This is a genomic window from Mesorhizobium sp. Cs1299R1N3 (genome assembly GCF_037179625.1).
Taxonomy (GTDB): domain Bacteria; phylum Pseudomonadota; class Alphaproteobacteria; order Rhizobiales; family Rhizobiaceae; genus Mesorhizobium; species Mesorhizobium salmacidum.
The window spans coordinates 195846-218771 of the sequence record NZ_JAPYKQ010000003.1 but is presented as its reverse complement, the minus strand read 5'-3'; the positions used below and the strand labels follow the sequence as shown (position 1 = coordinate 218771).

Below are 22926 nucleotides of genomic sequence, written 5' to 3'. Positions count from 1 at the left end.
GCTCGATGTCTACACCAGTTCCCGGCCTTTAGCGTCGATGGCATTGGCCACGGCCTCGTCGGTCGCCTCGTCGGGCAAAAGCATCTCGTTGTGCGCCTTGCCCGAAGGGATCATCGGAAAGCAGTTGGCGAGTGTCGCCACGCGGCAGTCGAACAGCACCGGCTTCCTGACCGAGATCATCTCCTTGATCGCGTCGTCCAGTTCGTCGGGCTTGTCGCAGCGAATGCCGTGGCCGCCATAGGCCTCGGCCAGCTTGACGAAGTCCGGCATCGCCTCGGTGTAGGAATGCGACAGCCGGTTGCCGTGCAGCAGCTGCTGCCACTGCCGCACCATGCCCATATACTGGTTGTTGAGGATGAAGATCTTGATCGGTGCGTCGTGCTGCACGGCGGCACTCATCTCCTGCATCGTCATCTGCACCGAGGCGTCGCCGGCGATGTCGACGACCAGTGCATCGGGATGCGCGATCTGCACGCCGAGCGCGGCCGGCAAGCCGTAACCCATCGTGCCGAGCCCGCCCGACGTCATCCAGCGGTTCGGCTTCTCGAAATGATAGTGCTGCGCCGCCCACATCTGATGCTGGCCGACCTCGGTGGTGATATAGGTGTCCATGTTCTTGGTCAGTTCATAGAGCCGCTGGATGGCGTATTGCGGCATGATCACGTCGTTGTTCATCTTGAAGGCGAGTGAATCGCGCGCGCGCCATTTGGCGATCTGCTCCCACCAGGGATAGAGCGCCTTCTTGTCGGTCTTGGCGGTTGCCCGCCACAGCCGCACCATGTCTTCCAGCACCCGGCCGACATCGCCGATGATAGGCACTTCGGTGTGGACGTTCTTGTTGATCGAGGACGGATCGATATCGATATGGATTTTTCGCGAATTCGGCGAGAAGGCATTCAGCCTGCCGGTGATACGGTCGTCGAAACGCGCGCCGATGCAGAGCATCACGTCGCAATCATGCATGGCCATGTTGGCTTCGTAGGTGCCGTGCATGCCCAGCATGCCCAGCCAGTTCTTGCCCGAAGCCGGATAGGCGCCGAGACCCATCAGCGTCGAGGTGATCGGGAAACCTGTCAGGTCCACCAGTTCGCGCAGGAGATGGCTCGCTTCCGCGCCGGAATTGATGACGCCGCCACCCGAATAGATGACCGGCTTCCTGGCGGTGGCCATCAGTTCGACCGCGGCCTTGATCTTCTCCAGGTCGCCCTGGACCTTCGGCTGGTAGCTGGTGCGCGGCGCGATCTGCGGCGGGACATAAAAGCCCTTGGCGAACTGCACGTCCTTCGGGATGTCGACCACGACCGGGCCGGGACGGCCAGTCGTCGCGACATGGAAGGCCTCATGGATGGTCGCGGCGAGTTCGTTGACGTCCTTCACCAGCCAGTTGTGCTTGGTGCAGGGCCGCGTGATGCCGACCGTGTCGCATTCCTGGAACGCGTCGGAGCCGATCAGCGAAGTCGGCACCTGGCCGGTCAGGCAGACCAGCGGGATCGAGTCCATCAGCGCGTCCTGCAGCGGTGTCACCGCATTGGTGGCGCCGGGGCCTGATGTCACCAGCATGACGCCGGCCTTGCCGGTCGACCGCGCATAGCCCTCGGCGGCGTGGCCGGCGCCCTGTTCGTGCCGCACGAGAATGTGCTCGACCTCGTCCTGCTGGAAAATCTCGTCGTAGATCGGGAGAACGGCGCCGCCCGGATAGCCGAAGACATGCTTGACGCCATTGTCCTTCAGCGCCTGCACCACCATTTCGGCGCCAGTCATTTCCCTACTTGCCATTTCGCGCCGCTCACTTTGTCCATTGCTCATCGGTCTGATCCCGTACTGTCGCCATTTGGGCGTTGCTGGTCGTTTAGTCGTGTTTCAGGCAATAAAAAAGGCCCCCGAGGGAGCCTGTGTGGTGCGCATGGGAGGTCTTCGCCCGGCGGTTACACCGCCTTGCCCACGCGCCTTCCTACGAGAATGAGTGCCGTTTTCATGGTGGCGGACCATAAAGGCGAACTCGCGGGGTCGTCAATGGGGGATGATGCGAATTCACTCGCCTGTGAGACGGGGCTTCGCTACGCGCTACCATAGTATAGTTGAGCCCATCCCATCGACGCACCACTATGCCGGGCTGACTACGTGCCTGGGAGGAGACGCGTTGCCGGCGAATGGGAGTCCCACCCCCAGGTAGGGAGGTCCTGGCCGGCCGCTTGCTGTTCCAGTGGAAGCCTGAACAGGCGTTCTTGGAAACCGACAACCGGAGGAGAAACCATGCTCGAGAGAACACCCACAACGAAGGCGCAAGCGCTGCTCGACAAGTTTGGCAAGGCGCTGGATACCGGCGACATCGACGCGGCGGTCAACTGCTTCCAGGCGGATTGCTACTGGCGCGACCTCGTCACCTTCACCTGGAACCTGAGGACGATGGAGGGCCAGGACCAGGTCCGTGACATGCTGAAGGCAACGCTGGCTGAGACCCGGCCGAGCGACTGGAAAGTGGCCGAAGGCGAGGAGGCGACCGAGGCGGACGGCGTCATCACCGCCTGGATCACCTTCGAGACCGAGGTGGCGCGCGGTTTCGGCCTGGTGCGGTTCAAGGGCGAGCTGATCTGGACCTTGCTCACCAGCATGGCCGAACTCAAGGGCCATGAGGAGAAGGCCGGCTTCACCCGCCCGCTCGGCGCCAAGCATGGCCACGGCAAGGACAGGAAATCCTGGCGCGAGGAGCGTGACGATGAACTCGCCGAACTCGGCCGCAGCAAGCAGCCTTATGTCGTGATCATCGGCGGCGGCCAGGGCGGCATCGCGCTCGGCGCGCGCCTGCGCCAGCTCGGCGTTCCAGCCATCATCATCGAGAAGAACGAGCGCCCCGGCGATTCCTGGCGCAAGCGCTACAAGTCGCTCTGCCTGCACGATCCGGTCTGGTACGACCATCTGCCCTATATCGACTTCCCCAAGAACTGGCCGGTCTTCGCGCCGAAGGACAAGATCGGCGACTGGCTCGAGATGTACACGAAGGTGATGGAGCTGAACTACTGGTCCTCCACCTCGGCGAAATCCGCGAAATACGACGAGAAGGCCAAGGAATGGACCGTCGTGGTCGAACGCGACGGCGAAGAGATCGTGCTCAAGCCCAAGCAGTTGGTGCTGGCCACCGGCATGTCCGGCAAGGCGAACTGGCCGAAATACAAGGGCCAGGACATCTTCAAGGGCGAGCAGCAGCATTCCTCGACCCATCCCGGCCCGGACAAATACCGCGGCAAGAAGGTCGTGGTCATCGGCTCCAACAACTCCGCCCACGACATCTGCGCGGCTCTCTGGGAGGGTGGCGCGGACGTCACCATGGTGCAGCGTTCCTCCACCCACATCGTCAAGTCCGACACGCTTATGGATATCGGGCTCGGCGCGCTCTATTCGGAGCAGGCGGTCGAGAACGGTATGACGACGCGCAAGGCCGACCTGATCTTCGCCTCCCTGCCCTACCGCATCCTGCACGAATTCCAGATCCCGCTTTACCAGCAGATGAAGGAACGCGACGCCAAGTTCTACGCGGATCTGGAAAACGCCGGCTTCTTGCTCGACTGGGGCGATGACGGCTCGGGTCTGTTCATGAAATATCTGCGCCGCGGTTCAGGCTACTATATCGATGTCGGCGCCTGCGACCTCGTCATCGACGGCTCGATCAAGCTCAAGAGCGGACCAGGCGCGGCGGTGGAGGAGCTGACGCAAACCGGGGTCAAATTCGCCGATGGAACCGAATTGCCCGCCGATCTCGTGATCTACGCCACAGGCTACGGCTCGATGAACGGCTGGGCCGCGGACCTCATCTCGCAGGAGGTGGCGGACAAGGTCGGCAAGGTCTGGGGCCTTGGCTCCGACACCGCCAAGGATCCCGGCCCCTGGGAAGGCGAGCAGCGCAACATGTGGAAGCCGACCCAGCAGGAGGCGCTGTGGTTCCATGGCGGCAACCTCCATCAGTCGCGCCACTATTCGCAATATCTGGCGCTGCAACTGAAGGCCAGGCAGGTTGGCTTGCCCACACCGGTCTACGGATTGCAGAAGGTCCATCACAAGGGATAGCCCGTATCCCCCGCATCACGATGGTGAGCCTTCGGCGACGCCGAACGAAACGGCAGCAGTGAGCCCGCCGGGCTCACCGCTGGCTACCGCGCTTCCGCCATCGAAGCAGAAGCAGATGGCTGTCTCCTCCCGGTGATTGGTCAGGCGCGATTGGCGAAGTCGTGCACGACGCGCTGCAGCAACGGCACATAGTCGCGAAACGCCCGCGTCCGCATATTGGCGACCTTGCCGCCCTCGTCCCAGATACGAACCCGCACCGCCTCTTCGTGGAACGGGTTCTTGCGGAACTCGGCCACCTCGTCGGCACTCATCGGTCCGCCCTGCAGCGACAAGGTGTGAACCGAAGCCGGCGACAGCCTGGAGAAATAGGTCGGATCCGTGGCGCAGAGATAGCGCTTGGCGGCGACATGCAGCCGGACGCATTCGACGATGACCGGCGGGAAGAACGGCGCCAGCACCTCGCCGCCGGCCTCGTCATGGTGTTTGTCCTCGATGTCGTCGGGCGAATAGGTGCCGAACTCGCTGGTGTAATGGCCGATGTCGTGCAGCAGCGCGGCGGCCACCAGCACCTCGGGCGCTCGATCCTGTTCCGCCAGCCAAGCTCCCTGCAGCATGTGCTCGGACATCGTCACCGGCTCGCCGAGATAGGATTCGGCACCCCGGCGCTCGAAAATGTCGGCTATGAACTCGACGATGGTGTCCGCGTTCAGATCCTGGCTGCTCATTCCGCGGCCTCCTTGAAGCCGTGTTCGATCGCCGCAAGCGTCGACAAAAGGCCGTCCTTGTCTGCGTAGCATCCCTGCAGCCAGCGCTTGCCGGTGCCCGAAAACGCCTTGCGGGCATGCATGACGCGAGTGTTGTCGACGATGAAGGCCTGGCCCGGTTCAAGCTTGAAGGTCACTTCGAAGGAGGTATCCTCGATCAGCTCGGCAAAGCGGCGGTAGGCGGCGTAGTAACGATCCATGTCGGCGAACGGCACATCGACGGTCGGCGCCAGCGAGCGGTTGTTGAAGCGGATGCAGATCAGTTCGCCGTCGGGTCCAAGCTCGATCATCGGCCGTTTGGACTGCAGCCGCACGCCGGATGAACCTGCATATTCGAACCGCGCCGCATGGGAGCTCAACAGCCGAAAACCTTCGGGGTTTTCCGCTTGCAAGGCAGCGGCGACGGCAAAGCCGTCGACGACGCTGGATTCGCCGCCCTCCACCGTGTTCTCGATGCAGGACAGGATCTGCAGCGTCGGTACCGGATCGCGATAGGGATTGTCGGTGTGCGCCTGCAGGCCGAGATTGGTGTAGGCGAGGTTGTTCGGATTGACTTCGGCGCGCACCTCGAACCAGCGCCCGTAATTGGTCTCCCTGATGTAGCCGAACAGGTCGGACACCTTGCACAGCGCCCCGGATTCGGCCGGCAACCCGTCCATCACCGCAAAGCCGTAAGTCCTCACCGCCGAAAGCCATTCGCGCAGGACACCGCGGCCATGGAAGGCCGCCGGATAGCTGGCGCGCGGCACCGAGTTCTGCATCGTCGCCCTGGTCCAGCGCTGAATGACATCGCCTGTCCAACCGGGCTGGCGTGTCTCGTCGCGATCATAGGCGTTTGCACGCAGCCATTGGGCGGGAAAGCTGACCGTCTTTCCCTCCGGTTCGAAGCTGATCTCCAGTGCTCCGGCCTTGACCGAAGCAGCGCCAATTCTCGTGCCGGCCGGAATGTCGAGGATGGTGACGAGCCGCTGGCGATTGCCGGCGCTGCGCGTCTTGTCGTCGACCGCATTGTCGCGCAGCCAGATGGCGTGAAAGCGGGTGCGCCTTCCGTCCTGCCAGCCAAGTTCGATTGTTCTGCCTTCGTCGCCGATCAGCGCGTGGGTCAACATGGGGATCAGGTCCTGTGTCTATCCGCCCACGGCCAGATCCGGGGCTTCGATTGCATGTTGAGCACGCCACAGGCATAACTCAAATTATCATTTTTTAGCCAAAGGCCGAAATTTCGTAATGGCTCGGAAACTTATCCCCACGCTGCCTCCACTCGACTGGCTGCGCAGTTTCGAGGCTGCGGCACGGCTGTCCAATTTCACCGCGGCGGCTGCCGAACTCGGCCTGACCCAGGCGGCCGTCAGCCAGCATATCCGGCTGCTCGAGGAACGGCTGAAGACGCGGCTGTTCTCGCGGCTGGCGCGTGGGGTCGCGCTGTCGCCCGAGGGCGCCGCCTACCTGCCGCACATCCAATCGGCCTTCGCCACCATTGGCAGCAGCACCACGGAATTGTTCGAACCGCGCGCCGTCCGGACCGTTTCGATCCGGGTGCCGATCTCGTTTGCCTTGCTGGCATTGGTCCCGGCGCTGCCCGATCTCGCCGAGGCGCTGCCGCGCGTCCAACTCGATCTGGTGACGATCCACCGCCCGACCGACTACGATCTGCCGGGCTCGGCGCTCGACATCCGGTTCGGTAACGGATCCTTTCCTGGTCGCGAGGCCGAGAGGCTGACCGCCGAGCGGCTTGTGCCGGTGGCAAGTCCGGCCCTCGCCAGTGCCGCCGACTGGACATCGCTGCCGCTGCTTCTCGTGGCCGGCGCGCGCGAGATGTGGGCGGAATGGTTCGCGGCGGCCGGATTGGCCGGCCATCCCCAGCGGTCGCACCGCTTCGACAGTTTCGTCGCCGCCCTGGAGGCGGCGAGCGCAGGCGCCGGCGTGCTGCTGGGGTCCCGTCCCTTGATCGACGCGGCGCTCGAGCGCGGGGCGCTGGTCCCGCTTTCCGATTTTGAGCTCCCCAGCACATCGGGGCATTTTCTGACCAGGCCGTCGACCGCGCAACTGACCAGTGCCGAGCAGGATTTCCGTCACTGGCTGCTAAAGCGCCTTGCCGGAAAGGCGCGGACCTGACTGGCTACCGCAACGCTGTGCCGATACGTTTCCAGTAGATCAGCGTGCCCGTCAGCCCGCCATGCGGCTTCAGCGCATAATCCGGTACCTCGCCGGCCAGGGTGAAGCCGAGCTTCTCATAAAGTCCTGAAGCACCCTCCTCCGTCGCCGTATCCAGAACCAGCAGCGTGCGCCCCTTCTCCGCCGCGAGGCGTTCGGCGGCCCGCATCAGGCGGGTCCCGACGCCCCTGCCCCGCTGCTCGACTGATGTCATCAGCTTGGCGATCTCGGCCCGATGCGGCTGGTTGGGCGGACAGTCGAGCAGCAGCGTGACGGTGCCGACCAGAGCCCCGCCGTCCCATGCCCCAAGCACCACTCTTTGCCCTCGTGCCGCCGCGGCCAGCGACGTCTCCCAGAATGCCCTTGCCGCCTCCGGCGCCAGCGGATGCATGAAACTGACCGATCCGCCGGCGGCAACCGTTTCGACCAGCAGATCCTTCAGCAGTGCGAGTGTTTCCTGGCTGGCGGTCAACGGTCCGATTTCTATGGCATTCATATCTGGTCCTCTGGAAACGATTTGCTGGGATCAGTAGCGCTGGGGTCAGTCGAGATGGCTGGCACGCCGCCGCTTGCGCGCGGCTTTGATGGCGCTGATGCGTTCGGTGTCCTCTTCCCTGAGATGCCGACCGCGCTCGAGGATTTCGAGCGTGTATTCCTCATAGGTCAGGCCCAGCCGTTCAGCCTTGTCCATGCGCATCAGCATCACTTCGCGGCTCGGCGCCTTCCATGCCTTGGCGTGCGCCGCCTGCCAGGCCAGGAAGATGTAAGGATCGCCCTTGCCCCATGGCGGCCCCTTGTAGTCGTCAAGAGGCGGCCCCCATTGTGGGAGCGCTTTGGCCGTCTTGCCATGATGTCAGCCCCTGACCAGAGCGACGAGATAGTCGGCGCCCGGCCCCAGCGCATGGAAGGTGCAGTCCGACGGTGCCCCGAGCGCCAGGCAGTCGCCCGGTTCGAGCCTGTGCACCTGATCGCCTTCCGTGAATTCGAGTTGTCCCGAGATCAGCCAGATCTGCTGTTTGATGAAGGCGTAGGATGCCGCGGGCAAGCTGACTTTCGCGCCCGCCGGCAGATGGACCTTGATCATTTCGAGCGGCATGTCGCAGGCCGGCGACAGATGCCGCCTGACATAGCCTGTATCGGGGTCGCGCCAAACCGGCTGGTCGGCCGCGCGCAGCAGCCCGCCGCCTTGCAATTCCGCGCGCGCGATAAGGGTCGACAGCGTCATGCCGAAGGCCGCCGCAATGCGCACCAGAAGCGCGGCCGTCGGGCTGGTCATGCCGCGCTCGATCGTGCTCAGCATCGCCTTGGAAACGCCCGACCGTTCTGCGAGTTCGGCCAGCGACCAATCCCGCATGATCCTCTCGGCGTGAATGCGCCTGCCGATGGTCGAGGAAATATCGTTCGCTATATCATCCATTCGTCCATTATAACGGAACAAGAACGCGAGTGAAGAGCCATCTCACGATAATTTTCACCAAGGCTTTAATCCTCTCTACACCATCCGACCTCATCCGACCTTAACCCCGTTCCTGTAGCGTCCGGTCTCCAGGGAAATGGGGATTGGCCTGTCCATGTATGTCGAACGCGAGGCTTCCGTCGGAGAACCGACATCGCAGGAGCGCCGCAACGCAGAGCAGAACGATCGGCGCATCCTGGGCAACGTCGTGCAATGCGACGGCGCGCGCGCCACCATCAGCGCCTATGCCGACGACGTCGACGGCGCTATCACCGGCCTGTGGACGGTCGGCAAGATGATCTCCATCAATCTGGGCACGACGCGCACCGTTGGCCTGGTCTATGCGATCGGCAAGTCGGATCGCGCCTGGAGCAATGAGGGTCAGAACGCCATCGAGGTCAGCATCGAACTGATCGGCGAAGTGCGCGACGGCGCCGAACCCGGCGCCAAGCCGATCTTCGACCGCGGCATCACCAGCTATCCGCATATCGGCGCCGTCGCGCACCGCATCCGCACCCGCGACCTGCAGGCGGTCTATGATCTGGCCGGCCGCCATTCCATCACCATCGGCTCGCTGGCGCAGGACGAGGCGATCGCCGCCAACATCGCGATCGACGACACGCTGGCGCGCCATTTCGCCATTGTCGGCACGACCGGCGTCGGCAAGTCGACCGCCGTGTCGCTGCTGCTGCGCAAGTCGATCGCGGCGCGACCGGACCTGCGCATCCTGATCCTCGATCCGCACAATGAGTTCGCGGCCTCGCTGCCCGAATATTGCGTAAAGGTCGATTCCAAGACGCTCGACCTGCCGTTCTGGATGTTCACGCTGGAGGAATTCGCCGAAGTGCTGTTTCGCGGACGCGAAACGGAGCCGGAAGAGATCGACGCCCTTCGCGACCTCGTTCCGCTCGCCAAGAACCTCTATCGCAACCCCGGTTCAGGCGCCTACCTGAGGCGCGGCAGCGATGCGCTGACCGCCGATACGCCGGTACCCTACCGCATCGCCGACCTGCTCAAGCAGATCGACGAGCGCATGGGCATGCTCGAAAGCAAGACCGATCGTCCGACCCTCAAATCGCTGAAGACGCGCATCGAATCGGCGGCTGCCGATCCGCGCTACCGCTTCATGTTCAATTCGCGCCTGATCGAGGACACCATCCACGAGACGATCGGCAACATCTTCCGCGTGCCGCATCATGGCCGCCCGGTAACCTGCTTCGAGATGGCCGGCATGCCCTCGGAAGTGGTCAATTCCGTCTGTTCGGTGCTGGCGCGCCTGGCTTTCGACCTCGCCTTGTGGAGTGAAGGCAAGCTGCAGCTCCTGTTTTTATGCGAGGAAGCGCATCGCTATATGCCTGCCGATCCGCGCCTCGGCTTCGCGCCGACCAGGCATGCGCTGTCGCGCATCGCCAAGGAAGGCCGCAAATATGGCTGCTATCTCGGCGTCGTCACCCAGCGCCCAGGCGAGCTGGACCCGACCATTCTGTCGCAATGCTCGACCTTCTTCGCCATGCGGCTCGCCAACGAGCAGGACCAGGCGATCATCCGCTCGGCAATCGCCGACTCGTCCGCCTCCACGCTCGCGTTCCTGTCTTCCATGGGCCAGCGCGAAGCGATCGCTTTCGGCGAAGGCGTGGCGACGACCATGCGGCTGAAGTTCGAGAGATTGCCCGCTCACCTGCTTCCGGGCACGGCGAAGCGCGAGGAAGAAGTGACGTCGAAGGCCGGTGAGGTCGATCTGGTGGCGATCGTCGAGCGGCTGCGCAACGTGCCGAAACCGCAGAGCCAGGCAATGGCTTTCGCCGAGGTGGTCGATTCCGGCCGGCAGGCCGGCGACCCCGATTACCGCAAACCGCCAGCGGCGGCGCGCGTGCAGTCGGACGAAGATTTCGACACGCGCTACGGCCTCAAGCCGGCGACCTTCGGCCTGCGTCCGCAGAACGATTGAGCTTAACCGCCCCGCCCCGTCTACGAAAATTCCTGAGAATCCGTGCAAGCGGACGATCCATCTTCGTTGGACAGCTTGGGTAAATTCCGTCAGGGAATTCGTCAGGCTGAGTCGGCTGGTGTCGTTTTCGAGAACCGGAGCGGAGCGGACATTCAGTCCGTGAGCACCGGAAGCGCAGAAAACGGCAGCAGACGGCCGGCCTCACGAATTCAGTGACGGGATTTTAGGCGCAGACGCGATTGCGGCCTTGCCTCTTGGCTTCGTAGAGCTGGCGGTCGGCGCGGCGGTAGAATTCCTCGGCGGTTTCCTTGCGGTCCCAGACGGCGAGGCCGACGCTGGTCGTGATCTTGAGCCGGACATTGTTGCCGGAGAGGATCGACATGTTGGCGATCGCCTTGCGGATGCGCTCGGCGAATTTGGCCAGGAGGTCCGCCTCCATGTTGGGCGTGACAACGGCGAATTCCTCACCGCCCAGGCGCGCCACCACGTCGTGGAAACGTGTCATGTCCTTGAGGCATCTGGCGACAGCCCTGAGCACCTCGTCGCCGACGTCGTGGCCATGCGTGTCGTTGACCTGCTTGAAATGGTCGAGATCGAGGATCATCAGCCCGACCGGCTTTTCGATGCGCCGGAACTCCTCGAGATATTCCTTCAGCGCGTCGTCGAAATAGCGGCGATTCTGCATGCCTGTCAGACCGTCCGTCAGGGCGGCATGCTCGAACGTCTCCGAGCGGGCACTGAGCGAAACCGTCATGGCGCGCAGCTTGCCTTCTTCCGTCGCCTGTTTGCGGATCAGCGGGTAGATGAAGAAGATGCCGAAAAACAGCGCGGTCGCGAGCAGAACGCCTGTCGCGAACAACAGCTTGTTGAGGTAGATGACCTTGTCCAGGCCCGAAGGCGTATGGAGCTCGGTGGCGAAGGATTGCAAGAGCCCATAGGCGTGCAGCGTCACCAGGCCAGCAGCGAGGATCACGAAAATAAAGACGAAAAAAGCGGATTCCGCCTTATGGAAACGCATCTGCTCCCCGATGGAAAAGTGCCCACCGACCTTATGGCACCGACCGCCTTACGGAGCGTTAATTCCGGCAACTTCGGCGGGAACCTCGCCCTCAAGATCAACTTTTTAAGTTGCATTAGCAGCAAGTGTTTGGATCGTGGTTTCGAGATCGTCACCGGGGCGCAGTCTCTGCCATTCCGGCCCCAGTTGATGGCGAAACCAGGTCGCCTGCCGCTTGGCATATTGCCTTGTCGCGATCTTGGCGCGCTCGATCGCCTCGGGAAAGCTCGATTGTCCTGCCATCGCAGCCTGCAGTTCGCGAACGCCGATCGCTTTCATCGCCGGCAGGTCTGGGTCCAGATGAAGGGCCGCAAGCTGCTTGACTTCCTCCAGCGCGCCCTTGTCCAGCATCCGGTCGAAACGTCTTTCGATGCGGTCGACCAATGCCGCCCGATCCGGCTCGATGACCAGGAAATGCGCGCTCTGCCTGTCGATCAGCGGCCGGCCGCGCTCGGCCTGCCATTCCAGGATCGATCGGCCGGACGCGTCGAGCACCTCGAGCGCCCGCACGATGCGCTGGCTGTCGGTTGGCTTCAGCTGCATGGCGGCTCTCGAATCCTCACGCAACAACAGGGCGTGCAGCTTGACCGCGCCTTGCTCCTTCAACTCATAGCGCCAGCGATCGCGGATCCGCTGCGGAATGTCGGGCATTTCCGAAATACCCTCGGTCAGCGCGCGAAAATAAAGGCCGGTGCCGCCGACGAAGATTGGCCGCCGCGAGAGTGTTCCGTCAGGCCGTTCGAAGAACGTGCCGTCGTCGATCAGTTTCATCACGTCGCGCAGCCAGGCGCCGGTCGAGTAGGCGGAGCGGGGATGGACATGCCCATAGAGAAAATGCGGCGCTCTTGCGAGCTCAACCGCCTCCGGCCGGGCGGTCAGGACGTCGAGAACCGAATAGCCCTGCATGGAATCGGTGTTGACGATGACGCCACCTGTGCGTTCGGCCAGTTCGAGCGCCAGCGCTGACTTGCCGCTGGCGGTTGGCCCGGCTATCAGGATTGCGTTCTTCACGCGGCCTTCGCCCGCATCCGCGCCGGAATCCTCGATGCCGCTCATTGCCACGCTTGTTTCCCATCCCGCTGACCGCGCTCTGTCGCCGTCGCTTGCGAATATGGCCTCACGGTCGGTGGGCGCAAGCGCTGTCGTCTGGCTGGCCCAAGGCATTGCCTGTGATCTTTCCCTGCCGCCAGAGGCGCAGGCTGATGAAACGACTGCAAGGCTTCGTGCCGCATTGGCCGTTGAGCCCATCGATGTGATCGTCCAGCAGGCTGAAACACGCCGCAAGAAAATCCTTCTCGCCGATATGGATTCGACCATGATCGACCAGGAGTGCATCGACGAACTGGCCGACGAGATCGGCGTCAAGGATCACGTGGCGGCCATCACCGCGCGGTCGATGAATGGCGAGATCGCCTTCGAGCCGGCGCTGCGCGAGCGCGTGGCGCTGCTCAAGGGTCTCGATGCCGCCGTGGTCGAGCATATCGTCGCCAATCGGCTGACGCTGGCCTCGGGCGGCCGCGCGCTGGTCCAGACCATGCGCGCCAACGGCGCCTGGACTGCACTCGTCTCGGGCGGTTTCGAGGTCTTCACCACGCGCATCGCTGCGATGCTTGGCTTTCAGGAAAACCGCGCCAACAGCCTGCTCGACCAGGATGGACGCTTCACCGGGCTGGTCGGCGAGCCGATCCTCGGCCGCGCCGCCAAGGCCGAGGCGCTGCTCGAAATCTGTGCGCGCCTTGGCTTGACGCCGGCCGATGCCATCGCCGTCGGCGACGGCGCCAACGATCTCGACATGATCCGCCTGGCCGGCACCGGTGTCGCGCTCCATGCCAAGCCTAGCGTCGCGGCGCAGGCAAAAGTCCGGATCGACCATGCCGACCTGACCGCGCTGCTCTATCTGCAGGGCTACCGGCAGGAAGAATTCGTGCAATGAAACCAATCCGTACCAAACGACTGATCCTGCGCAATTGGGAGGATCGCGACCGCCAATTGTTCCATCGCATCAATTCCGATGAACGCGTGATGGAGTTCTTCCCGTTTCGCCGCGACCGCGCCGCCGCCGACGCCAAGATGAATGAGTTCCGCGCCGCCATTGATCGCGACGGCTATGGCTTTGCCGCCGCTGAGATCGCGGCCACCGGCGAATGCATCGGCTTTGTCGGCATAACCGGAACTGATCACCTGCCGTTCCTGCCGGCCAGCATGATCGAGATCGGCTGGCGGCTGGCGCCCGAATTCTGGGGCAAGGGCTATGTCACCGAGGCCGCCGAGGCATGGCTGGCCTACGGTTTCGAGACATTGGCCCTGGACGAAATCGTTTCCTTCGCCGTCGCCGACAACCGCCGCTCGACTGCCGTCATGGAACGTCTCGGCATGACAGCCGATCCCTCCGCCGATTTCGATCATCCCGGCATTCCCGACAGCCATCCCGCGCTCAAGCGGAATGTGTTCTACCGGCTGTCTCGCCAAGACTGGCAGGCAAGAAAAAGGGCGGCTCTCTAGTCTAACCGCCCTTTCCGTCAAAATCAGGTTTTTCAGGTCCTGCCGGACATCAATCCATCCGGATCGTCACGAACCTGAGCTCACCGGTCTTCGAAGCCAGCATCAGCAGCGCGTTCTTGCGCCCCTGCTCCTTCAGCGCGCCGATCCTGTCCATGACGTCCTTGGGCGTGGCAACCGATTCCTGCGCGATCTCGGTGATCACTTCGCCCGGCTGGATACCGCGTTCGGCGGCGGCGGAGTCCTTCGCCACATCGGTGATGACGACGCCGGAAACATCGCCGGCGATGCTGAACTTCTTGCGCGTCTCGTCATTGAGTTCGCCGACCGTCATGCCAAGCACCGCGGCGGTCGAGACAGCCGGAGCCTTATCGCCGCCCTTGTTCTGGTCGGTGTTGCCATTCTCGCCGCTGGCGAGCTTCTCGCCATCCTCGAGCCGGCCGAGCGTCACCTTCACCGTCTGCTCGACGCCCTTGCGCACGATCAGCACATCGACGGCCTTGCCCACGGGGCTTTCGGCGACGACGCGCGGCAGGTCGCGCATTTCATGGATGTCCTTGCCGTCGAACTTGATGACGACGTCGCCGGCCTGGATGGTGCCGTTGTCGACTGGTCCGCCCTTGATGACGCCGGCCACCAGCGCGCCCTTGGCGGTCGCCATGCCCAGGCTTTCCGCGATGTCGTCCGTCACCGGCTGGATGCGCACGCCGAGCCAGCCGCGCCGCGTCTCGCCATATTGGCGCAACTGCTCGACGACGCCCGACGCGAGCTGCGAGGGAATGGAGAAGCCGATGCCGATCGAGCCGCCGGACGGCGAAATGATCGCGGTGTTCATGCCGATGACCTCGCCGGCGCTGTTGAACAGCGGTCCGCCCGAATTGCCGCGGTTGATCGCCGCATCGGTCTGGATGAAATCGTCATAGGGGCCCGAATTGATGTCGCGATTGCGCGCCGAGACGATGCCGACGGTGACGGTGCCGCCGAGACCGAACGGATTGCCGACCGCCATCACCCAGTCGCCGACGCGCATCTTGGTGGAATCGCCGAATTTCACCGCCGTCAGCTTGTGGCCTTTCGGATCGACCTTCAGCACCGCGACGTCGGTCTTGGTGTCGGTGCCGACCAGCGTCGCCTTCAAGGTCACGCCATCGGAAAAATTGACCTCGATGTCGTCGGCATCGGCGATCACATGGTTGTTGGTGACGACGATGCCTTGCTCGGCGTCGATGACGAAACCCGAACCGAGCGACTGCACCTTCTGGGACCCATTGTCCTTGTCGCCACCGCGGTTCTTGAAGAAGTCGTCGAAGAAGTCCTGGAAGGGCGAGCCTTCGGGCAGCTGCGGCATCGGCACGGCGCCCGGCCCTTCGGTGCCCTTCACCGTCTGCGAGGTCGAGATGTTGACCACCGCGCCGAGGACGCCTTGCGCCAGGTCGGCGACCGAGGCAGGCCCATCGGCGGCGAATGTCGGCGTCACGAAGGACGGGATGGCGGCAGTGCCCAGGACAAGCGCTGCCGTACCGGCGACCAACGTCCGTCGAGCGGCGCGCAAAAGGGTGTTGGATGTCATCGAGAAGCCTCCCGGCATTTCTGAAAGAGAAAAGCGCTTCGACGAAAACGCCGTGTCGCGCCATGATGGCAAGAAATACGGCACGTTTGCGGCTATGGCTATCGGCGGAGTGTAAATCGAGCGTTATTCCGCAAACCGGACGCCTTTACCCGCCCCGCACCAGCCAGACGATGCCGACACCGATGGCGATCGCGGCCAGCCCGCCAATCCGCAGTGCATTCTCCGGCATCGACAGCACTTCGCCCGCGAGCTTCCTCGCAAAGCGGGGGAAGCCGCCATAGACCAGGCCCTCTATGACAAGGACCAGGCCTATCGCCGCGAAGAAGTCCTGCACCGGCCGTTACTGGCCGGTGCTGGGTTGTGTCGTCGGCGCGGCAGGTGCCGCCGCCGGCGCGGCGGGTGCCGGCGATGTCGGCTTCGCCGGCCCTTCCTTGCCGTCGGGATCGCGGAAGTAGCGGAAGAACTCCGAGCTTGGCGACAGCACCATGGTGGTCCCGGTGCTGTCCAGCGCGGTGCCATAGGCATTCATCGACCGGTAGAAGTCGAAGAAGGCCGGATCACGCTGATAGGCTCCCGCGAAGGTGGCGCTGCGCTGGGCTTCGCCCTCGCCGCGCAGGATTTCGGACTCCTTCCGCGCTTCGGCAACGATCTCGACCACTTCACGATCGGCGCGTGCCGTAATGCGCTGTGCCGCTTCGTTGCCGCGTGCCCTCAGCCGCGCGGCCTCCGCCAGGCGTTCCGCCTTCATGCGGTCGTAGGTCTGCTGTGAAACTTCGGCCGTCAGATCGGTGCGGCGGATGCGGACGTCCTCGATCTGCAAGCCGAGCGACGTGGCGTCGGGCCTGAGCTGATCGCGAACTTCGCGCATCATCACGGCACGCTCTTCGGAGAGCGCGGCCTCGAAATCGCGCAGGCCGTAGACGCGGCGCAAGGCAGCGTCGAGACGCGTCCTGAGCCGCGCTTCGGCCAGTTCGATCTGACCCGACACCGCCGCACGGAAGACGCGCGGATCCGAGATGCGGTAGGCGATGAAGGCATCGACCTCATAGAACTTGCCGCCCGACACCTGGACGCGAATGTTGTCGAGATCGAAGCGCAGCACCCTGTTCTCGATCAGCTGCACCGTGTCGGCGTCGAAGAACGAGAACGGCGCCTTGAAGTAGATGCCTGGCTCGCTCTTGACGTCAACGATCTCGCCGAAACGGAGCACCAGCGCCTGTTGGCGCGCATTGACCACGAAGACCGAGGAATAGATCAGGAACAGGATGACCGCCGCTACGACGACGAAGATGGGAAGACGGTTGGCCATCATCACTGGGTACCTCCCGTGCTCGCGGCGGGGGCAGCCGGCGCCGGCGGTTTCGGCTGCAATGCGGGCAGCGGCAGATAGGGCAGGACACCTTGTCCGTTGCCCTGCTCGACGATGACCTTGCTCGAGTCCTTCAGAACCCTCTCCATGGTTTCCAGATAAAGGCGCTTGCGCGTGACATCGGGGGCCTTGGCATATTCGTCGTAGACCGAGATGAAGCGCTGGGCCTCACCTTCGGCTTCCTGCACCACACGGTTCTTGTAGGCGGCCGCGTCTTCGCGGACCTGGGCTGCCTCGCCGCGTGCCTGGCCGAGCTTCTGGTTGGAATACTGATTGGCCTGCTCGACGAACTTGTCCTCGTCCTGCTCGGCACGCTGCACCTCGTCGAACGCATCTGCCACCTCGCGTGGCGGCGCTGCATCCTCGATGGAGACGGCGTTGACGTTGAGGCCGGCCTTGTAGCCGTCCAGCGTCGTCTGGATGATCTCGCGCACCGAGGCCGCTATGCCCTGGCGGTCGTCGCGGAAAATGTCCTGTGCCGGCCGGCGGCCGACGGCTTCGCGCATGGCGCTCTCGGCAACCTGCCGCAGCATGCCGTCCGGGTCGGAAACGTCGAACAGGTAAGCGCGGGGGTCGGAGACCTGGTAGGCCACCGAAAACTGTACATTGACGATGTTCTGGTCGCCCGAGAGCATCAGGCCGTTGCCGCTGGTGTTGCCACCGCCAATGTCGACGAGCTGCTCTGAAATCTTGGCCGTCTCGACGGTTTCAAGCGGCCACCAATGGAAGTGCAGGCCAGGCTGGGAAAGCTCGGCCTTCGGCTTGCCGAAGCGCAGTTCGACCGCGACTTCGTCGGGCTGAACGGTATAGACCGCCTGGAAGGCCCACAGGACCACCAGCACCGCGGCGATCAGCCCGAACACGGCCGGACTGGCGCCACCGCCGCCGGGCAGCGCGCGCCTCAGCCGATCCTGGCCACGGCGAATGATGTCTTCGAGGTCGGGAGGCGACCCCTGCGGGCCGCTCGGCCCCTTGGGTCCCTGCCCCCAGGGCCCCTGGTTGTTGCCGCCGCCACCCCACGGGCCGCCGCCTCCGCCACCTTTGTCGTTCCAGGGCATGAATGTCCTTTCGCTTGCAATTCCCTCAAGCGCCGCGGGTACGGCGCAAATCCAGTGTCGTTCTTCTATAGGGACGCCACGGCACGCTTTCAACGCGATGCCCGCCGACTTCATCCGTTTTGGGCCGGTAGCGACCCTTTGTCGTCCTTAAATGCCGTTTTTGTCTTCAAACCATCTCGCGGCGGCGCTCGTAAACCGTACAGCGCGTCGCATGGCTGTCCTTTTCTCCTGACGGAACCTCCTGCGAACTGACCACGTGCCATATATCAGGGTCGATCGGCGGGAAATACGCGTCGCCGTCGACGGCGGCCAGCACATGGGTGACGTGCAGGCGGTCCGCCAGCGGCAGCGCCTGGGCATAGATCTCGCCGCCGCCGATGATGCAGACCTCGTCGACGCCTGTCATGCAGCGTCCGCGCACGGTCGCCAGTTGGATCGCGGCTTCCAGCGTATGCGCCACCTCGACGCCCTCGGCGCGCCACGCCTTGTCGCGGGTGACGACGATATTCAGCCTGCCCGGCAGCGGCCGGCCGATGCCTTCATAGGTCTTGCGGCCCATGATGATGGGCTTGCCCATCGTGTCGGCCTTGAAGCGCTTGAGGTCGGTGGAGAGCCGCCAGGGCAACCCACCGTCCCGCCCGATCACGCCGTTCTCGGCAATGGCCACGTAGATCGCGACATGCATCAATTTGCGTCCCCGCCATTGCTGTCCGATGGTTCGAGCAGGAGGATATCGATGTCGTGCTCGGGATAGAAATCGTGCGCCGTCATCTCGAAACTCGTCGGCCCGACCTTTTTGACGTTGTCGCCGCAGAACGAGACCAGGGCTCTCGGGTTGCCCTTGTCGACGGTCAGCTTGAACTTGCCGATGGTGCCCGCCGCCCAGTTGCCGCCGGTGGTCAGGATATAGGCGATGCGGCTTTCGTAGAATTTGGGATAACCGTCCGCATTGTCCTTCGCCGCCTTGCGCACCGCATTCTCGAAGGTGCCGTCCATGCAGTAGCGGGTCTTGTAGGCTGCGTATGAGCCCTGGAACTGGCCCTCATTGAAAAAACTGACCGACGACGTGCCGCCGACGCTCGGCTTGTAGCGGTGCGAGACGTGAACGTCCTTGTTAGCCGGGAAGGCCGAGCGCCACCAATAGGTCGAGCGCAATTGCCAGAACGGCAAATAGCCGGGTTTTTGGCCACTGTCGGCCTCCGCATCCTCGATGATGATGCCGCGGTTGACCCAGTCGTCAGCCACCGCTTGCGGCAGCTTCGCCAGCGCCGCCTTGGCGGCATCGCCGAACGGATTGAAGGGCACGTTTTGCGCCATCAAATCGGCGCTGATGTCGATGCCGAGCGCGAGCACCTTCTGCTCGAGTTGCGGCTTTGCCGGCGCGCCGTCGATCGTCACCTCGAAGCCGAGGAAGTTGTCGCTCTGGTTTTCTGGGATTGCCGGCATTTCTTCGGGATCGCCCGAAATGTCGGGCATCGGGAAGGCCACGATCGCGTCGACATCCTTGTTGGTGTTGTTGTGGAAGACGTAATCCACCGTCACCTTTTCGGGCGAGATGAAAAGATCCTCACTTTGCATCGCCACGGCATCGTTGCGCGACAGGATCAGGCCGCCGGTACCAAGCTCGGCAACCGAATCATTGGCCAATGCAGGCGCCGCCGATAGGGCCAGTACGGTGGTCAAAACATATCGCAGCATGAAAGCCCCCTCGGCGAGAATGCCCGCGGGACCCTAGCCCTTTCAATGCGGCGTTTCAAAGCCCTTCCGCGTCAGTGCTCACGCATGCGGTCTGGACACGCATGCGGTCTGGACACGCACGCGGTCTGGACACGCATGCGGGCTGGACACGCATGCGGTCTGGACTAACAGGTTACGATCGGGCAGGAGTTCGCCGCATGCGCAAGCTTCTCGTCATCGGCATCGGCGCCGGCAATCCCGACCACATGACGGTTCAGGCCATATCGGGCCTGAACCGGGCGGACGTCCTGTTTATTCCCGACAAGGGCGCCGACAAGACAGACCTTGCCGACCTGCGGCGCGGGATCTGCGACCGCTTCGTCACCAACCCGACCTCACGCCGGGTTGAGTTCGACGTGCCGGTGCGCACCGAACCAACGTCTTCCTATCGCTCGACGGTAGACGACTGGCATGAGGCGATCGCCGCCATCTACGAGGGGCTGATCCGCGACGAGATCGCCGGGGACGGTTGCGGCGCCTTCCTGATTTGGGGTGACCCCTCGCTCTACGACAGCGCCCTGCGCATCCTGGAGCGCGTGCGCCTGAGGGGCAGTGTCGCCTTCGAGCTGGAAGTCATCCCTGGCATAACTGCCATCCAGGCGCTGGCCGCCAGCCACAAAACGGCGCTGAACCGCATCGGCGATCCCGTGCTGATCACCACCGGCCGCCGCCTGACCGAGGAAGGCATGCCTGACAATGCCGGCAGCGCCGTCGTCATGCTCGACGGCAAATGCGCCTTCAACACGCTGGCCGACCAGGACCTTTTCATCCAATGGGGCGCCTATCTCGGCACGCCGGACGAGATCATCATCTCCGGCCGCCTGGGCGATGTCGGCGCCGAGATTGAAAAGCGCCGCGACGAAGCCCGCCGGGAAAAAGGCTGGATCATGGACACGTATTTGCTGCGAAAGCAGGAGTAGTAGTGAGTAGTGAGTAGTGAGTAGTGAAGCCAACCAAATACTGACTACTGACTACTGACTACTGACTGCTGACCATTCCCTACCCCGCTTCAATCTCGGCCTGCAGCGCATCCATATGCGTCGCCGCCGCGGCGGACGCCGCGCGCTCGATGGCGCGAAAGCGGCTGACCACCGCCAGGCCGACCGTCGTCAGCTGCGCCCCGCCACCCTTGCGGCCGCCGGTCTGCGCCGAAACCAGCGGCTTGCCGAACACCCGGTTCATGTCCTCGACCAGATCCCAGGCGTGCTTGTAGGACATCTCCATGCCGCGCGCGGCGGCCGAGATCGAACCGAACGTGGCGATGTGCTCCAGAAGCTCGATCTTGCCAGGGCCTATCCGTCCGTCCGGATCGAGATTTATCCGCAAGCTCAGCGACGGCATTTTTGCTCCTCCGCGATCGCTTCAGCTTCGGCGACCGTTATTCCAAAACAATATAGCGCCGATCACCACCCCTGTCAGCCGTCAACCTCGAGCGGCAAGCCGGCGCCGGTGTTCGCCCGGTCGAAGCTCACGGTCTTGACCACCGCGAAGACCTTGCCGCCAAGCCGCAGCTTCAGCGCCTGCCGCGACTGTTCCGTGATGCGAGCCAGCACGGTTGCGCCATCGCAGTCGATGCCGATCTCGACCGTCGGTCCCTCGCCCGGGCTGATCGCGACGATCGTGCCCGGCAGGATGTTGAGCGCGCTGAGGCCGGTCGGTTTCTCCGTGGCGATCATCACGTCGCGAGCGCGAATGCGGATGCGCACGGGAGCCCCGGGCTTCATCTCAAGGCGCGGCACGCGGATCTCGCCGGCGGCCGAACCGAGCACGGTCATGCCGAAAGTCTCGTCGTGACGCAGCACCTTCGTATCCAGCACGGCGCCACCCTCGCCGCGCTCTTCGGCCGGCAACAGGTCGAGCCTTTGCATGACTGCCTCGGTCGGCCCGCTGGTGATGACCTTGCCCTGCGCCAGCATCACCACATCGCTGGCCAGCCGCGCCACCTCGGCAACCGAATGGCTGACATAGACGATCGGGATCTTCGTTTCGTCGCGCAGCCGCTCGATATAGGGCAGGATCTCGGCCTTGCGGGCTTCGTCGAGCGAGGCCAGCGGCTCATCCATGAGCAGCAGCCTGGGGCTGGCAAGCAGCGCCCTGCCGATCGCCACGCGTTGTTTCTCGCCGCCCGAGAGTTTTGCCGGCCGTCGCCCAAGCAGCGGGCCGATGCCCAGCAATTCTACAACGGCATCCATGTCCGCGTAGCGTTCCGCCGCGGGCGTGAACCAACGGCCGTAGCGCAGATTACTCAGTACGCTCATATGCGGAAACAGGCGCGCGTCCTGGAATACCATGCCGATGCGGCGCTTGTGCCTTGGCACGAAAATGCCGGCACCGGTATCGACCAGCACCCGGCCGTCGACCACGATGCGCCCCTTGTCGGGCCGGATCAGCCCGGCAATCATGTTGATCAGCGTCGTCTTGCCCGAACCGGATGGCCCGAACAGCGCCGTCAGCCGTCCGGCGCTCTCGAAGTGGGCGTCGATGGCGAAATCGCCAAGCCGATGTCCAATGTCGACAAGGACGCTCATTCGATGTCCATCCGCCGGCCGACCCGCCGCGCCAGCACTTCCGAGGCGACCAGTGCCGCCATCGATATGATGATGGAAATCAGCGTCAGCCGCAGCGCCCCTTCATCGCCGCCCGGCACCTGGGTAAAGGTGTAGATTGCCGTCGGCAGCGTCTGCGTCTCGTTGGGGATGTTGGAGACAAAAGTGATCGTAGCGCCGAACTCGCCCATCGCCTTGGCGAAGGACAGGATGGCGCCGGCGATCAGCCCGGGCAGGATCAGCGGCAGCGTGATGGTGCCGAACACCCACAGAGGGTTGGCGCCGAGCGTGCCCGCGGCCGCCTCCATCTTGCGGTCCACTGCCTCGATCGACAGCCGAATCGCGCGCACCATCAGGGGAAAGCCCATGACGCCGCAGGCAAGGGCGGCACCCGTCCAGCGAAACGAGAAGACGATGCCGAAATGTTCGGCGAGGAATGCACCGGCCGGGCCGCGCCTGCCGAAAGTCAAAAGCAAGAGATAACCGGTCACCACGGGGGGCAGGATCAGCGGCAGATGCACCAGCCCGTTGAGCAGTGTCTTGCCCCAGAATTTCCCCCGGGCAAGCAGCAGCGCGATCGCTATGCCCGGCGGCAGACTGGCCAGCATCGCAGCCGTCGCCACCTTGATGGACAGCCGGACCGCATTCCATTCGTCGGGAGTGAGGTCCAGCAGCCAGGTCATATTGCGGTATCGGGGCCTTTTCG

The 22926-nt window shown here is 63.7% G+C and carries 23 protein-coding genes and 1 pseudogene; 7 read left to right on the top strand and 17 right to left on the bottom strand.

Annotated features, from left to right (window positions below; genetic code table 11):
- Positions 1-9: 9 nt before the first annotated feature.
- Complete coding sequence (locus tag O7B34_RS09570; RefSeq protein ID WP_337141641.1) at positions 10-1806, bottom strand: acetolactate synthase 3 large subunit; 1797 nt, start codon at positions 1804-1806, stop codon at positions 10-12.
- A gap of 447 nt (positions 1807-2253) precedes the next feature.
- Between O7B34_RS09570 and O7B34_RS09565 the strand changes: the two genes are divergently transcribed.
- Entirely contained in the window at positions 2254-4062 is a 1809-nt protein-coding gene (locus O7B34_RS09565; protein WP_337145800.1) for an NAD(P)/FAD-dependent oxidoreductase, read from the top strand.
- Between the two features lie 140 nt (positions 4063-4202).
- Here O7B34_RS09565 and tmpB read toward each other — a convergent pair whose 3' ends face one another.
- Together tmpB and tmpA are read right to left on the bottom strand one after the other, a co-directional pair.
- The gene (tmpB, locus tag O7B34_RS09560; RefSeq protein ID WP_337145799.1) at positions 4203-4787 is read right to left on the bottom strand and encodes a (R)-1-hydroxy-2-trimethylaminoethylphosphonate oxygenase; all 585 of its coding nucleotides are present in this window, start codon (positions 4785-4787) and stop codon (positions 4203-4205) included.
- The gene (gene tmpA, locus O7B34_RS09555) at positions 4784-5935 is read right to left on the bottom strand and encodes a 2-trimethylaminoethylphosphonate dioxygenase (protein ID WP_337145798.1); all 1152 of its coding nucleotides are present in this window, start codon (positions 5933-5935) and stop codon (positions 4784-4786) included. The genes tmpB and tmpA overlap by 4 nt, the downstream gene beginning before the upstream one ends.
- A 118-nt stretch (positions 5936-6053) precedes the next feature.
- On the opposite strand from tmpA, the gene O7B34_RS09550 reads away from it, so the two are divergent.
- A complete protein-coding gene (locus tag O7B34_RS09550; protein ID WP_337145797.1) occupies positions 6054-6941 on the top strand; it encodes a LysR substrate-binding domain-containing protein in 888 nt (295 codons plus the stop codon).
- Between the two features lie 4 nt (positions 6942-6945).
- Here the strand turns inward: O7B34_RS09550 and O7B34_RS09545 are convergent, their stop codons facing one another.
- From O7B34_RS09545 to O7B34_RS09535, 3 genes and pseudogenes are all read right to left on the bottom strand, one after another.
- Entirely contained in the window at positions 6946-7476 is a 531-nt protein-coding gene (locus O7B34_RS09545) for a GNAT family N-acetyltransferase (RefSeq protein ID WP_337145796.1), read from the bottom strand.
- Between the two features lie 45 nt (positions 7477-7521).
- A pseudogene (locus O7B34_RS09540) lies at positions 7522-7829 on the bottom strand (hypothetical protein).
- A 4-nt stretch (positions 7830-7833) separates the two neighbouring features.
- Complete coding sequence (locus tag O7B34_RS09535) at positions 7834-8397, bottom strand: helix-turn-helix domain-containing protein (protein ID WP_337145794.1); 564 nt, start codon at positions 8395-8397, stop codon at positions 7834-7836.
- Positions 8398-8551: 154 nt separating this feature from the next.
- Between O7B34_RS09535 and O7B34_RS09530 the strand changes: the two genes are divergently transcribed.
- Entirely contained in the window at positions 8552-10384 is a 1833-nt protein-coding gene (locus O7B34_RS09530; protein WP_337145793.1) for an ATP-binding protein, read from the top strand.
- A gap of 223 nt (positions 10385-10607) precedes the next feature.
- Here O7B34_RS09530 and O7B34_RS09525 read toward each other — a convergent pair whose 3' ends face one another.
- Both O7B34_RS09525 and miaA read right to left on the bottom strand, forming a co-directional pair.
- Positions 10608-11402, bottom strand: a complete 795-nt coding sequence (locus tag O7B34_RS09525) for a GGDEF domain-containing protein (protein ID WP_337145792.1) — start codon at positions 11400-11402, stop codon at positions 10608-10610.
- Positions 11403-11507: 105 nt separating this feature from the next.
- Entirely contained in the window at positions 11508-12497 is a 990-nt protein-coding gene (miaA, locus tag O7B34_RS09520) for a tRNA (adenosine(37)-N6)-dimethylallyltransferase MiaA (RefSeq protein ID WP_337145791.1), read from the bottom strand.
- On the opposite strand from miaA, the gene serB reads away from it, so the two are divergent.
- Together serB and O7B34_RS09510 are read left to right on the top strand one after the other, a co-directional pair.
- Positions 12487-13374 carry a phosphoserine phosphatase SerB gene (serB, locus tag O7B34_RS09515; protein ID WP_337145790.1) on the top strand — a complete coding sequence of 296 codons (888 nt, stop codon included), beginning with the start codon at positions 12487-12489 and terminating at the stop codon, positions 13372-13374. The genes miaA and serB overlap by 11 nt on opposite strands.
- A complete protein-coding gene (locus O7B34_RS09510) occupies positions 13371-13943 on the top strand; it encodes a GNAT family N-acetyltransferase (RefSeq protein WP_337145788.1) in 573 nt (190 codons plus the stop codon). The genes serB and O7B34_RS09510 overlap by 4 nt, the downstream gene beginning before the upstream one ends.
- Before the next feature lie 49 nt (positions 13944-13992).
- Here O7B34_RS09510 and O7B34_RS09505 read toward each other — a convergent pair whose 3' ends face one another.
- A complete protein-coding gene (locus tag O7B34_RS09505; protein ID WP_337104916.1) occupies positions 13993-15510 on the bottom strand; it encodes a DegQ family serine endoprotease in 1518 nt (505 codons plus the stop codon).
- On the opposite strand from O7B34_RS09505, the gene O7B34_RS09500 reads away from it, so the two are divergent.
- Entirely contained in the window at positions 15500-15625 is a 126-nt protein-coding gene (locus tag O7B34_RS09500) for a hypothetical protein (protein WP_281405555.1), read from the top strand. The two genes, O7B34_RS09505 and O7B34_RS09500, sit on opposite strands and share 11 nt — an antisense overlap.
- 30 nt (positions 15626-15655) lie before the next feature.
- Here O7B34_RS09500 and O7B34_RS09495 read toward each other — a convergent pair whose 3' ends face one another.
- The 5 genes from O7B34_RS09495 to O7B34_RS09475 form a co-directional block, all read right to left on the bottom strand.
- Positions 15656-15844 (bottom strand): DUF2065 domain-containing protein, encoded by a 189-nt coding sequence (locus O7B34_RS09495; RefSeq protein ID WP_027141711.1) that lies wholly within the window; start codon positions 15842-15844, stop codon positions 15656-15658.
- Between the two features lie 6 nt (positions 15845-15850).
- On the bottom strand, positions 15851-16819 hold the full coding sequence (gene hflC, locus O7B34_RS09490; RefSeq protein WP_337105194.1) for a protease modulator HflC: 969 nt from the start codon (positions 16817-16819) through the stop codon (positions 15851-15853).
- A gap of 2 nt (positions 16820-16821) precedes the next feature.
- Positions 16822-17937, bottom strand: coding sequence for an FtsH protease activity modulator HflK (gene hflK, locus O7B34_RS09485; RefSeq protein ID WP_337104917.1), 1116 nt, complete (start codon positions 17935-17937; stop codon positions 16822-16824).
- 166 nt (positions 17938-18103) lie between these two features.
- A complete protein-coding gene (locus tag O7B34_RS09480; protein WP_337145786.1) occupies positions 18104-18622 on the bottom strand; it encodes a dihydrofolate reductase in 519 nt (172 codons plus the stop codon).
- Positions 18622-19635: a DUF4424 domain-containing protein gene (locus tag O7B34_RS09475; RefSeq protein WP_337145785.1), complete on the bottom strand. Its 1014-nt coding sequence runs from the start codon at positions 19633-19635 to the stop codon at positions 18622-18624. The genes O7B34_RS09480 and O7B34_RS09475 overlap by 1 nt, the downstream gene beginning before the upstream one ends.
- 197 nt (positions 19636-19832) lie before the next feature.
- Here O7B34_RS09475 and cobF point away from each other — a divergent pair, with 197 nt between their 5' ends.
- Positions 19833-20594 carry a precorrin-6A synthase (deacetylating) gene (cobF, locus tag O7B34_RS09470; protein ID WP_337145784.1) on the top strand — a complete coding sequence of 254 codons (762 nt, stop codon included), beginning with the start codon at positions 19833-19835 and terminating at the stop codon, positions 20592-20594.
- Between the two features lie 79 nt (positions 20595-20673).
- Here the strand turns inward: cobF and O7B34_RS09465 are convergent, their stop codons facing one another.
- From O7B34_RS09465 to modB, 3 genes are all read right to left on the bottom strand, one after another.
- Entirely contained in the window at positions 20674-21015 is a 342-nt protein-coding gene (locus O7B34_RS09465; RefSeq protein ID WP_127279684.1) for a winged helix-turn-helix domain-containing protein, read from the bottom strand.
- A gap of 74 nt (positions 21016-21089) precedes the next feature.
- Positions 21090-22202 (bottom strand): molybdenum ABC transporter ATP-binding protein, encoded by a 1113-nt coding sequence (gene modC / locus O7B34_RS09460; protein ID WP_337145783.1) that lies wholly within the window; start codon positions 22200-22202, stop codon positions 21090-21092.
- On the bottom strand, positions 22199-22903 hold the full coding sequence (gene modB / locus O7B34_RS09455; protein ID WP_027141703.1) for a molybdate ABC transporter permease subunit: 705 nt from the start codon (positions 22901-22903) through the stop codon (positions 22199-22201). The genes modC and modB overlap by 4 nt, the downstream gene beginning before the upstream one ends.
- Positions 22904-22926: the final 23 nt, after the last annotated feature.